10 protein-coding genes are annotated in these 13,433 nt (G+C 41.7%); 8 read left to right on the forward strand and 2 right to left on the reverse strand.

Features of this window, described 5'->3' with window-relative positions:
• Positions 1 to 236 precede the first annotated feature (236 nt).
• Complete coding sequence (locus Q0954_RS20640; RefSeq protein WP_299459763.1) at positions 237 to 2,306, reverse strand: sodium:solute symporter family protein; 2,070 nt, start codon at positions 2,304 to 2,306, stop codon at positions 237 to 239.
• 343 nt (positions 2,307 to 2,649) lie between these two features.
• On the opposite strand from Q0954_RS20640, the gene Q0954_RS20645 reads away from it, so the two are divergent.
• From Q0954_RS20645 to Q0954_RS20660, 4 genes are all read left to right on the forward strand, one after another.
• Positions 2,650 to 5,670 carry a histidine kinase gene (locus Q0954_RS20645; RefSeq protein WP_299459766.1) on the forward strand — a complete coding sequence of 1,007 codons (3,021 nt, stop codon included), beginning with the start codon at positions 2,650 to 2,652 and terminating at the stop codon, positions 5,668 to 5,670.
• Between the two features lie 110 nt (positions 5,671 to 5,780).
• Positions 5,781 to 6,527: a LytTR family DNA-binding domain-containing protein gene (locus tag Q0954_RS20650; RefSeq protein ID WP_299459769.1), complete on the forward strand. Its 747-nt coding sequence runs from the start codon at positions 5,781 to 5,783 to the stop codon at positions 6,525 to 6,527.
• A gap of 519 nt (positions 6,528 to 7,046) precedes the next feature.
• A complete protein-coding gene (locus tag Q0954_RS20655; protein ID WP_299459772.1) occupies positions 7,047 to 7,394 on the forward strand; it encodes a hypothetical protein in 348 nt (115 codons plus the stop codon).
• Positions 7,387 to 7,914, forward strand: coding sequence for a hypothetical protein (locus Q0954_RS20660; RefSeq protein ID WP_299459774.1), 528 nt, complete (start codon positions 7,387 to 7,389; stop codon positions 7,912 to 7,914). Before Q0954_RS20655 ends, Q0954_RS20660 begins: the two co-directional genes overlap by 8 nt.
• Before the next feature lie 152 nt (positions 7,915 to 8,066).
• Here Q0954_RS20660 and Q0954_RS20665 read toward each other — a convergent pair whose 3' ends face one another.
• Positions 8,067 to 8,930, reverse strand: a complete 864-nt coding sequence (locus Q0954_RS20665; protein WP_299459776.1) for a hypothetical protein — start codon at positions 8,928 to 8,930, stop codon at positions 8,067 to 8,069.
• 87 nt (positions 8,931 to 9,017) lie between these two features.
• Here Q0954_RS20665 and Q0954_RS20670 point away from each other — a divergent pair, with 87 nt between their 5' ends.
• From Q0954_RS20670 to Q0954_RS20685, 4 genes are all read left to right on the forward strand, one after another.
• On the forward strand, positions 9,018 to 9,998 hold the full coding sequence (locus Q0954_RS20670) for a radical SAM protein (RefSeq protein WP_299459778.1): 981 nt from the start codon (positions 9,018 to 9,020) through the stop codon (positions 9,996 to 9,998).
• Between the two features lie 822 nt (positions 9,999 to 10,820).
• A complete protein-coding gene (locus tag Q0954_RS20675; RefSeq protein ID WP_299459780.1) occupies positions 10,821 to 12,149 on the forward strand; it encodes a hypothetical protein in 1,329 nt (442 codons plus the stop codon).
• A gap of 198 nt (positions 12,150 to 12,347) precedes the next feature.
• Positions 12,348 to 12,749, forward strand: coding sequence for a hypothetical protein (locus Q0954_RS20680; RefSeq protein WP_299459782.1), 402 nt, complete (start codon positions 12,348 to 12,350; stop codon positions 12,747 to 12,749).
• A 14-nt stretch (positions 12,750 to 12,763) separates the two neighbouring features.
• Positions 12,764 to 13,354 carry a hypothetical protein gene (locus tag Q0954_RS20685; protein WP_299459785.1) on the forward strand — a complete coding sequence of 197 codons (591 nt, stop codon included), beginning with the start codon at positions 12,764 to 12,766 and terminating at the stop codon, positions 13,352 to 13,354.
• Positions 13,355 to 13,433 lie beyond the last annotated feature (79 nt).

Consider the following 13,433-nt stretch of genomic DNA (forward strand, 5'->3'; position numbering starts at 1 on the left):
AAGTGCTGAATCTTTTATATATTTGGGTATGATTAGCCTCATGTTGGCAAGGCTCCAGGAATTTTAAAACACTTTCTTAATAGCATCTGCCTACAAATTTTGCCTGCTTCAATATACTTTTGATGATTGTATAACTCAATGACATCATTTTTTAATTTGATATTTGATGTGTGATCATTTTTGCAAGCAAAAATCAACATAATAATTACTAGTAAAAAGCCTTGTCTCACCATATTTTACCTCGTTTTTAGTTTCCCCCAAATCTTAAACAACCCAACTCCTCCAGCAATGGCTACCAGAGTAAGTACCAAGGCAGGAGTGGTTTGGTTGTATAGCCAAAAACCAGTAGCAAACAAGGCACTGTATACGGTAAAACACCCCACTACCATTCCCAAGATTTCGAGCGGCAACTGCCAATCATTAGAGGAGCTATCCAGGGTTACTTCAGCGCCTTTTGTTTGTTGACGTACCTTTTTCCAACCAGGTCCCCCTGGAGTAGTAAGCAAGTAAAAGCTTTGTAGAGTTTTGGCATCAGTGGGACGGGTGATGAGCGTAGTAACTACCCAGGCAACTGTAGTTAATGCCACGCCCAGCACCAGCTGAATATGTGAAGGAATGGGGGCAAAACCCAAAGCGGTATGGATAATTTGGAAGTAAATGGCAAGAAAGAAAGAAAAGAACATGGCGACTATTTCGGTGTAGGCGTTGATGCGCCACCAAAACCAACGCAAGATGAAAATAAGCCCGGTACCTGCCCCAATCTGTAATAAAATGTTGAAGGCTTGTAGGGCATTTTCGAGCAAAAGGGCAAACACCGCCGCAAATACCATCAGCACCACCGTAGACACTCGCCCCACTGTCACCAGCTCTTTGTCTTTGGCTTCGGGTTTTACAAAACGTTTGTAAAAATCATTGACAATATAAGAAGAACCCCAGTTGAGATGGGTAGAAATGGTAGACATAAATGCTGCAATGAGCGAGGCTATAACCAAGCCCAACAAGCCTACAGGCAAAAAGGTCAGCATTCCGGAGTAAGACAAGTCTTGCCCCAACTTATCGATGGGTACATGGGGGAATTTTAGCTGTAAAGCCACCAAAGAATTGAACTTGAGTGGGTCGGAATTTTCTTTGTTTGTACTGTAGTCTACTTTATTGAGGTAGGCAAGTGATTTTACCTTAAGGTCGTTGCGGTGAGCTGCTACGTATTGCCCCAGTTGGGCGTAGCTTTTAGCATTCTTGTTGTTAGCTTTCTGGGCTTTTCTTTGTTTAACCGCAATGCGGTTGATCAAAAAGTCTACGTCTTTTGCCTGCACCTCCTTGTCGAGCATTTTGACCGCCAATGGGCTTACTTTCATTTTTTGGTCATTGTCAATACTCATCGGGAAAACGACCAACGAAGCCAACGCAATGATGATCCAAGGCCAGGGGCGTAAAGCATAATGGGCCAGGTTAAAAAACAAGGTGGCTCCCATGGCGTGTTTTTCTGACTTAGCTGAGAGCATGCGTTGGGCAATATAGCCACCACCACCTGGCTCAGCCCCTGGGTACCATACGCTCCACCATTGTACAGCCAAGGGCAAAATCAATACTGGGATAAGCACGTTCATATCTGAGAAATCGGGCAAAACATTCAACTTACCCTTGACGTTTTCGTGGGCAAGCAATTGATCAAGTCCGCCTACTTCGGGCATACTGAGCACTACATAAGCAGCCCAAACCGCGCCAATCATGGCAATCGCAAACTGCACAAAATCGGTAATGATGACCCCCCGTAAGCCCCCCAATGAGCTATAAGCTACTGTTACCACTGAGGCAATCAACAAGGTTTGTACAGGAGTAAGCCCTAACATTACGCCACCTATTTTGATGGCGGCAAGCGAAACCGCTGCCATAATCATGATGTTGAAAAATACCCCCAGATAAATGGCTCGAAAGCCCCGCAAAAATGCGGCAGCCTTGCCACTGTAGCGTTGTTCATAAAACTCAAGGTCGGTCATTACCTTCGAACGCCGCCAAAGCTTGGCGTACACAAATACAGTGAGCATGCCTGTAAGCAAAAACGCCCACCAGACCCAATTGCCCGAAACTCCATTTTGGCGCACAATATCGGTGACCAGATTGGGCGTATCGGCCGAAAAAGTAGTAGCTACCATAGACACCCCCAACAACCACCAGGGCATATTTCTGCCTGACAGAAAAAACTCTGCGGCACTCGACCCGGCTTTGCGCGATACCCACATACCTATGGCAAGGGTGACTACAAAAAAAGCGACTATAATTGCCCAATCTATTTGGTCTAAGATCATTGTGTAATAAATTTGATTGATTGCTGTGAAATTTCGAGCGTGAAATATCTGCAAAAAGGAGGGTTTTAACAAATGCAAAGCTATTTTAAGCAAGGGCATGGCAAGAAGATAGTGAATACATACTCGCTATTTGGTGTTATTTTCGGTTATTTCAGGGTTGCTTTTGAGCTGCGGTATTTCTTAGAAGCTAAACCTATAGGTCTGCTGATTTTTATTATATTTGATCAAATAAACCCCAGGGTAGGTTCCATTTGGTTTGCCGCCCATCAATTTATTTAAATGTAACAATACTTTGTTAAACTACTGTCTTAAAATTATATACTGTGGATTGTGGATGTTTGCAATGTACACTCAATCATACGCCCAACACCCTCCTGCCTGGCAAATCACCGATGAAGATGGCTTGCCCAGTATGGAGGTGTATGGAGTATACCAAGACACTAAGGGGTACATTTGGTTTGCTACCGAGCTCGGGGTATGCCGCTACGATGGCAACTCATTCAAAACCTACCCAACTCCTACTGCCCGAAGCAAGGGGATGTCTAACTTGCGTGAAGACAAAAGAGGCAGGATTTGGTTTATGAATTTTTCAAATCAGGTTTTTTACATTGAAAAAGGTCAGGCAAAAGAACTTAAAATACCCAAGCACTTCAAGGTATATAGAGTACACGAAGTACAGGTAAACATTAAAAATAGCAAAGTCTACATTCAAGACAGCCATCAAATACTTGAGTACAACCCCGCCAACCAACAATGGCAAACCTTTCATTTAGACCCAAAACTGACCACCATCACAGGACTTACTCAAGACAACTATGCCAACATGTGGTACCTTGAGAGGGGACGAGCTTTGTGGAAGCACCCCCACAGTGGTAAACCTGTACAGGTAAAAAGAATGCCCACTTTTTTTGGAGAGAAAATGATTTTTTTGGGTGACTTATGGGGAACTGGTAAGCGTGGCGACGAAATAAGGAGAATCAAGAATGGGAAGGTTGAAGCGCCTTTCTTTAAATATCACTCACAACTTAAAGACTTGGTAATTACTAAATTTAAACGCGACCGTGAAGGCAATTACTGGATTTTGGGCTTCAATGGCGGTTATTGTTTTACGGCAGACTTTAAACCTTTTAGAGGAGGGTTACATTTGCTCAAAGGTACGGTGGTTTCGGATGTTTTACAAGACCGTGAAGGCAACTATTGGTTTACTACATTACGCAGTGGGGTATATTTTATGCCATCAAAAGAGGTATTGTATTACAATGAAGATAACTCTGTGTTGGAAGATAAGCGAATCAATGCCTTGGCTATGAACACCAAAGGGGACTTATTTTTGGGAGGAACCAATGGCAAAGTATCAGTGTTTGATCCACAAACCCGACGCATCAAGTTTCAGCATGACATAGGGCAAATAAAAGAGGTAGAGGCAATGCTATACAACCCTTATCAACAACAGTTGTATGTAAGCAGTAATGGGCTTAATATATTTAAGGAAGGACAAACCAACAAATGGGAGTTTTATGCCAAACCAAACTTTAAAGAAAGCCCTATGACGGTTATGTTAGATGCAGGAGTGGCAGGTAGTGCCCCAAAAGATTACGCTTTTTTTGGCAAAGACCACATCCTTTCGGCTTCATCGGTAGGCATAGATATCATAAGGCTGACTCCACGCCCCAATGAGCTGCCCCCGTTTACGCCAGTGTTTAGAGCTAACAACCGAACGCACCAGGTGACTGCCAGCAAAACCCCTTACGTGCATTATAGGCCTTATTTTCTTCGTTTGCGTCCGGGCAGGGCAAGAGCGGTATGGGGCGATACTGTCAACCAAAGAATATGGGCAGGCTATCACGATGGTTTGTATTATTACAACGCTCAAGGAGAAGCCAACCAACTGATAGACCAACAAAACAACCACGGCATTTATGCCCTCAGCATTACTCAAACCCCTAATGGCTTGGTATGGATAGGTACCATAGAGCATGGCTTGTACGGTATCAGAGATACCACCATTGTGTATCATTACGACATGGGCAGCGGACTGGTGAGTAATTATTGTAAAGTGCTGCGTCCCGATGGCAATAAGCTATGGGTGGGTACTGCACAGGGGATTCAATGGGTAGATCCTGCCAAGTCTACTTTTGAGCTGTTTAATCATCAAGATGGATTGATTACCAACGAAGTAAGAGACTTACTCATTAAAGGCAATCAGGTGTGGGTGGCTACTACCAAGGGCTTGTTGGTATTTGATAAAACAGAAATGCGCAAGAATACCAGTTTTCCTCCTATTTATATTACAGGGGTTTCTATTTGGGACAAAGAGGTACCGCTTAAGGAAGCCTATGAACTGGACTATGACCAAAACAATTTAAGAATAGAGTTCAAGGGGTTGGCTTACCGTAGCAGGGGAAGGTTTTTGTATAAGTACCGCATGATAGGCCTCGACAGCACCTGGACTACCATCAATAGCACCAATAGCTTTGCCCGTTATTCTTCTATTCCGTATGGTAACTATGAGTTTGAAGTAAAGGCAGTAAACGAAGATGGCGTAGAAAGTGAAGGCATTGCCGTATTGCAGGTGGTTGTACATAAGCATTATACTCAAACCTGGTGGTTTATTCTATTGGTAGTATTAGGTGCCCTATCTATTATGAGTGCGTTCTTTTTATTGCGTATTCAAAACCTCAAGCGTGAAAACCACATCAAGCAAGCACTCCGAAACTCTCAATTATCGGCACTAAAGGTGCAAATGAACCCTCACTTTATTTTTAATGCGCTTAACTCTATTCAAGAATTTATTTTGCTCAATGAAAAGCGACTTGCCAATGCTTTTTTGGGTAAGTTTGCCGACCTTATGCGGCTTACACTAGATATGTCAAACGAAAAACAGGTAGGACTGGTAGAAGAGCTAAAGGTACTTAGGTTATATTTAGAACTGGAAGCCATCCGGTTTGAGGATACGTTTGAGTATCAGATTAAAGTAGACGATAGCATTGACCCTGAGGAGGTTTCTATCCCGTCAATGCTTATTCAGCCTTATGTAGAAAATGCCATCAAACACGGTTTGTTGCATAAAAAAGACCATAGAAAGTTGCTCATTAGTTTTACCAAAAGCGATGAAGGCGATTTGTTGTGTTGCCAGGTAGAAGACAATGGCATTGGGCGCAAAAAATCGTGGGAGCTTAAGGCAAAAAGAAAAACTTACCATAAGTCGTTTGCCATGAGTGCTACCCAAAAAAGACTGGAGTTGCTCAATCATGGGCGCAAATCTTCTATTATGGTCAGTATTATTGATTTGGAAAATGAAGCAGGGCAAGCCTTGGGAACCAGTGTTCATTTAAAAATTCCTATTGACAGTACTTTTAATTAGTATGGATACCCAAGCAATTGTTTTAGTATGTATATATGATGTGTTGAGTCATCATTAAATATACTACTACTCACTTGAAATTACTTACACTCATAAAGTTTTACTTAATAATGTTGAAAGCACTTATCATTGACGACGAAGCTAAAGCCAGACGTATTTTACAGGAATTGCTCAAAGAATATTGCCCACAAATAGAGATAGTAGGTGAGGCAGATGATGTACCCAATGCAGTAAAAGCGATACATAAATATCGACCCAATCTGGTTTTTTTAGATATAGAAATGCCTGGTTATACAGGTTTTCAACTGCTTGATTTTTTCGATACTATCAACTTTGAAATCATTTTTACGACTGCCTACCGAGAATACGCCATTCAAGCTTTTCAAGTGTCGGCCATTGACTATTTGCTCAAGCCAATACAAATAGAGTTGTTGATCAAAGCCATAGAAAAAGTAGAAGGGCAATTGAGTGAACCACAGATAAACGAGCGGATAGATACCCTCAAAAGTAATTTAAGTCAAGAATACATCACCCGCATTGCCTTGCCTGTAGCCGAGGGGCTGCTATTTATAGAAGTCGACCAGATAGTGTACCTCAATGCAGAGGGAGCCTATACGCAGATTTTTCTTGAAGGAGGCAAAAAGGTATTGGTATCTAAAAAAATTAAAAGCTTTGAAAAGGTACTCGATCACCCTAGCTTTTTCAGAACACACCGCTCTTATTTGATTAATCTAAACCGGGTAAAGCAATATGTAAAACAAGATGGTGGCTACATAGTCATGGACAATAACGACGCGGTAAACCTTGCCCGTGAGCGTAAAGAAGATTTTTTGAAAGCATATTCCACTCCTCGTTAGTACTTACACTATTCCGTTTTTTTGGACTTAAAACCTTGGGATTAGTAAACATGTTTGCCCTACATTTTTTGTCTGAACTACTGTAGGGCTTTATTATCATCTTTAAAAAAACTGATGTGAATGCTTGTTGCCCATTGCTAAAATACGCGCTTGATCAATGACGCCCAAGTGATGTCATCTCTTTGTTTTTTTATAAATATCAGGGTATTACCAGCACTTTAGCACAAAGTTTTTATAAACTCATATCAACCATTCATCTTTGTAAAATCCCCGTTTATGAAGTGCCTTGAACTTTAGGCAAATATTTGAGTTATTTTTATCCTATAAACTATTTAGAAAAGCTATACATGAGATTTGTTACTTGTTAACCCTTTAGGGCACAAGTGTATAAAAAAGTGTGAAGACTTAATGAAAGTCCTGACACTATTTAACGTTGAAGTATCATATAGGTAGTTGCCTGTTATAATACTTACCAATTATTTATGTGTTTAATTTATATTTATCAAAACCCGCGTCATTATGACACATTACAAGATTGAGGGATATGTCTTGGCGGGAGTACTCTGTATGATGTGTTTACTCTCTTCTGTGACAGAAGCGTACGCTAGTGTCACTCCACAAGAAGACAAGGTTACCTTTTATATTAAAAATGATCTTGATCATGCTGTTTTACTCAAGCTAGGTACAAGTACTGTCACGCTAGACATAGGAACTACCAAAAAGTTTCACCGTTTGCCCAACTCAGTGATTTACCTCGCCCAACCCCACATTATGGCTTTTAGCCCTGAAAAAGGAAAAGAAATACTTAAAGTGGAGCGTTCTATTCAAGGAAAAAAAATATTACTATCAAAAATTGTTGATGAGTGACAATGACGTCAGACAAGTTATTGTTTTTGAGGGAATTATGAGGAAAAAAATAAAAAGGCTCACCTGGTGTTTAATACTACTATGGGCGCACTGGGGATGTACACCTTACCAACCGCCCAAGTTCGACAAGCTGGTGTTGAGGTACCAAGATAGCTCGGTGCCTCCCAAATACCATCGAAGTTACACCATTACTGTTTCGCCAGAGCAAAGCATAGTGGTAGTAGATGTGTATGGTAAAAGCCTTGCCAATAAAACCTATCAACTGAAAGCATCTACCTTTGGAAAAATAAAAGCATTATCAGAAGAGATACAGGCTCCTGACAACCACAACGAGCAAGCCAATGGAGGCGTAAGCCAAGCCCTTCAACTCATGAATGGCGAACGGGTAGTATACCATTTGTTATGGGACAACAACAAAAAGCTAAAGCCTGCCACCAGCGACTTGGTAAAGGCAGTAAAAATATTGGTGCCCGACTTGGATAGGCTTTTGAAAACACCGTATGATAGCAATTTGAGGTAGTTGGGCAGTTTATCACCTCTTATAACCAGCAGCAAGGCGTGGTCTTAGGTTTTCCAAGGCCACCTCCACTGTTTTTGTTAAATTTTGAAGATCGCCAAAGGGCAAAAGAAGCGAAATAGTACTTTACGCATTTAGTGTTTAGAGTACCAAATTTACTGTTCTACTGTCAACTGCATCCCCCGAATACCCATATCTACCACTTCTTCGTTGAGGTCTACATCCCATTTGCCATTGGCGTTGCCATCCTTCCACTCAAAGCTTTGGTTGGTAGACAACCGCACCGTAATAACAATGTTTTGGGTTTCGCTACCTGTAATTTGCAAAGGAGTGTCAAACTTGCCTGTAACTACACAAGAACCTGCTGGGATGGGCGAAGTAGCCGCTATAGGGTTGGGCACTGTAGTAGCAGGAGCTTGCCCGGTGTTGGTGCTAAAGTCAGTTTCAAAACCCCAATATCCCTGCGACTTATTGGCATTTACACTCACTTTTTTTGTTTTGATGGTATAATCCTTCAAATAGGTGTTGAAGCCCACAAAAGAGGCCAAGGTACCACTTAGTTCGTTGCCCTGAAAGTTGAATTTTACAGCATAGTTTTGGTAAGACAACGACACCCGCAAATAGGCATAACTTCCTGCCTGAATACTGCTCAGGGGCACTTCCAGGTAAGTTTCATTACCTGCCTTTAAAATACTCTGCTCAAAATCAATGGCTTTGCCACCTCCACTCGTTACTTCAGGAGCCTGGTACAATACCTGCCCATTGCCAAACTGAGTGGTGGAAGTAGGGGTAAGCTCAAAATAGTGCGCCCCAATTAAATTAAACTGAGGTGATTGCCCGGCGTTGCCTGCAGGCATCGGGGAAGGTTGCCCCAAATTGTTTAAACGAGGTTGAGTAGGGTCAAACACAAACTTAAACACTACTTTAGGGGTGTTGACTGCCTGAGGGCTTTCGGTCTTTTTCTGACAACTACCCATTAGCAGGCTTGCAGATAATAAGAACAGAAATATTTTTTTCATTGATAAGTTTTTAATGTTTCACTAGTTTTATTGTTTCGCCTTTGGCTAAGAAGATATGCGCGAACATTCTAACAATTACCAAAAATCATGCGATTAAGAAAAAAACCTGTATTGTGTAATTACTATGTCACCTATCGTTGCAATGCACGCTGTGGTTTTTGCGATATTTGGGAGCGCCCTTCTCCTTATGTTACGCTCGAAAATGCCCAACGCAATTTTGAAGACCTTAAACGCCTGGGAGTAAAAATCATTGATTTTACCGGGGGCGAACCTTTGCTGCACAGACAGCTCCCCGAATTACTGGAAATGGCGCAAAACCTGGGGTTCATTACCACGGTGACCACCAATGGATTGCTATACCCCAAACAAGCCGAAAAACTACAGGGTAAGATAGATATGTTACACCTGTCGCTTGACTCGCCCAATAAAGACGAACACGACAAAAGCAGAGGAGTGGCCTGCTATGATTTTGTCATGGAGTCAATCAAGGTAGCCAAGACGTTGGGAGAACGCCCTGATATTTTGTTTACTGTGTTTGAGCACAACGTAGAGCAAATTGCAGAAGTATACCACAAGATATGTCTGCCCAATCACCTACTACTGATCTTAAATCCGGTGTTTGACTACAACAACGTAGATACCGGGCTACAGCTAAGTCCTCAAAGCCTAAAAGCTCTCAAGCAATGGAGTAAGAAAAAATATGTATACCTCAACGAGGGTTTTATCGCCTTGCGGCAAGATGGTGGCAACCACATCGACCGCCCGGTATGTAAGGCTGGTAGTACTACTTTGGTCATTTCGCCCGATAACAAACTGGTATTGCCTTGTTATCATTTGGGGCTGGAAGAGGTGCCTGTCAATGGTGATTTATACAATGTATACCGCTCAGAAAAAGTACAAAAACTCGTTGCACTGGAAGGACGACTGCCTGAATGTGAAGGATGTGTAATTAATTGCTATATGCAACCCTCGTTTGCGGTAGAACTTAACAAGTATTGGTGGAAGGCATTACCCAGCACACTTAAGTATAACTATCTCAAGGGTACTTGGAAGGCTATGCTTCGGTAGCTACTAAAGCCTCAAGGCATGAGCTACAAGTTGCAAGTTACCTCCCGCGAAGGTCTGGAACGGTCTGAGTCATCGCCTCAGCTCGTGTCTCCACCATAGCCGTCAGGCTACTATTTTTTAGTGATTTAATCTGTCTTTCATTGCCAGATATTGATGTTTTAATCAGTGTTTGAAGATGGCGCGTTGCGTCCTCGCGCGTGCCCAGCCAAGCAAATTCTACTATGGCACACGCGAGGACGACGTGCGCCAGCAGCAAGCTGTTTTTTTAGTTTCAAATATTTCTGTGTAAAAGAGAAGAAACACTTAGTTTTTATGGTTTTCTGCTTAGCCTGACGGCTATGGTGTCTCCACGAGCTGATCGGAACCTCGAAAAGCACTGCTCTCAGGCTCTGTGACAGGGCGATTTAGCTCGTAAACTTGGTTGTGGAAACACAAACCAAGGCAAAAGGTACAAGCTATAAGTCGAAAGCTTGAGGCTGTAGCATCTTCGTATTTACAGGGTTCATAAGCCACTAAAATCAACTTGATATAAAACTGTAGAAGCTTGTAGAACAAGGAGCGCTTGCAGCTGTAGAGCCTCCTGACTACTATCTTCTATTTACGGGTTTTGTAAGTGGTTAAAAGTCAATATGTTATAAGGTATTGGGGATTTATTGAACAACTTCAGCTTGCTACTTATCGCTTAAAACTTGAGGCTGTATTAGCTCCCAACTAATAAAAAAATCTCCCTCCCTTACTACAATAATATGAAGGCATTTTTTTAGATTGCAAAAGGGGCAAGAATTTGGCTCTGTTTTACAATTTTAAACTTTTTTTGAATCTATGGAAGAACCCGCAATACAGGATAAAATCAGCGAATTAGAGGCTAAACTAGACAAACTGCCGTCGGAATCAGCTGATGAAGCAACACAAAAAGAACTGTATTTGGAGTTGGGAGATGCTTACCTGGATGCCAACGAGTCCGCAAAAGCAAAACAGTTGTACCAGAAGCTGTTAACCGAAACCAACGAAGCTTATTATGCCGCTGCCTGTTATGAATTGGGCAAAATAGCCCTTGATGAAAACGATTTTGCTGCTGCACAGCAAAACCTGCAATTAGCCATAGAGTGGGGGCAAAAAACCAACGATGAAAATACCCAGGCTAAAGCACACCATGCCTATGCTTTTATTATGCTACAAACTGAAGGTAGCACTACTGAAGAAAGTAAGGCTTGCCTTGACCATATTATGACAGCCGTGACTCTGTTTAGCAAAAATAAAAAATACGATAATCTGGGCAAAGCTTTTATGTTGCTTACAGGGTTTACCCAAGCGAGGCTCACCACCAACAAGGCCATTGCCTATTTTAAACAGTTGTTGGCACAACACGAAGAGGCTACCGATATACTTGGTTTTACTCATTATCATCTGGCTGCTTATTACGAAGCCGACGAAAACTCTAAAGAAGCTTTTAGACACTTTGAGCAGGCTTTGCATTACAAAAACAAGTTGAATATTGGCTCAGAACTGGGCGAAACTTATTACCACCTGGGGCTACTACACGACGAACAGGGCAACAGTGACAAAGCTTTTGAATATAACGTGATTGCTTTGCGTCACATGCTGTCTCTCGATGACATATCTACTTACGCAAGCATGGCGGTTATTTTTGTGCAAGGGGGTATAGAAGATTGTACAAATGCTACCCTCCAGCAAGAAGCTAGAACTCTATTGGAGCAAGCCCAAAAGCTGGACTTGTTGCCCCATACCGATGCTGAAGGAGCGACCGAGGATAGCGATGGCTTTGTGTATGACCATTCTTATACTGGCAATTTGCTGGAGCAAACCCGTGAAGAACAAGAACAGACCAAAATAAGCGAGCTGGAAGAGTTAAAAAATGATTTTGCCAAAAAGAAAGCGGCTTTGCCTGACAGTGCTGAGGATTTTGCCCAAGCAGCCTATGACTTATTGTCTAAGTTGGACGAAGGCATTGACCGTTCGTTGTTTTCGTTTTTGGCACGCAAGAAAAACAAAACCCGTAGGGCCGAACTGAACGATATTCTCAAAGAGAGTCAAGAGGCATTAAAGCAGGCAATGGACAGTGCCGATGATGACCTGAAAAGTATACTGGAAACCTGGAAGGGTAAACTGGATGATAATTTTAGGGAATAAACATATTTGCCTAAAACATTTTTAAAAAATAAAATCCCTGAAAAATAACACTTTTGGGGATTTTTTTATGCTGCTATGAACGCTATCTTAAAATTTTGAGCAAAACAAAAAACATGCTATCCACAAAATTTATCAGGAAACCTTCTCATTTTTTTATATTTGTAAAAAAAATGGCCAAACAAAACCATTAGAAAAGATATGAATCCCGAAAATTTAGAAACATATAACTCAGAGTTGGGCAACGACCCCGAATTGGATGGCAAATACCTGGGTACCATTACCAAAGACTTTGTAAAGGTGGCAAAGGTGCTTAAGGAAGCTTCTTATCAACTACGCTCGCGTGGTTTTGAATACCCTATTTTTCCGGTGGCAAAATATAAAATACCTGTAGGCGAGCTGTTGTTTGAAGGTAGTGACCTGGGGCTTGAGTGGAACTACTTTGTGTCGTACCGCGATATTTTTGTGCAAAACAAACTCATTACCAAGCCCACTAAGTTTGAATCGGCCTACAAAAACCCCGAAGAGTTTTGTTGCCTTTTTGTGGTAGACGAACCTTATTCTAGCTTTATGTTTGTGCCTTACCCTGACGAAGAGGATTAAAAATACGTGAAATTATGTTCCGAAAATTGTTTTCAGGCGGAAGCAATGATCCTGTTACCCAAGAGCTCATTGACTATAAAAATAAACTACAGGAAATGTCAAGCATGTTGCTTATCAACAGTAGTCGATTGATTGATGGTGACTTTGCCGAAAGTGCTTTTATATACCACATCTGGAAGCTTAACGAAGGCGATAAGGATAATTTGGTAGATTGGGAGTTTAAAAAACTGGTAGAAGAAGCACAGAAAGAACTGAAGTTGATCTATGCCTCTTTTAATAACCTGACCATTGCCAACCCCAAGCTACAAAAGGCGCCAGTAAGAAAGCTGTGTGAACGTTGGGAAATTTTGTTTCAATGGTTACGGGGCAATCAAATAACTGTTATAGAATTGAGCGAAAGCGGCATAGAAGACCTTTTTAGCGTTGCCGATATTTCGCCTCTGGAAAGTTATGAGCCTTTGCCTGCTGAACTGGAACAACAAAAACGTTTTTTAGATTTACCTTTTCGCTTTGCTACTGATACTCCTGCCCATGAGGTGGGTATTTTGGGCAAAATTCAAAACATCAAAGCCGAAATCAGACGCTTTATGGAGGGCAAGTATTGACGAGCCATAGGCAGTGAGTCATAAACTACAACAGTGCCCGAATATTTTATATTTTAGCAGGAATGCTGTAGTTTTACAA

Origin of the sequence: uncultured Microscilla sp. (genome assembly GCF_947493425.1) — a bacterium.
Classification (GTDB): domain Bacteria; phylum Bacteroidota; class Bacteroidia; order Cytophagales; family Microscillaceae; genus Microscilla.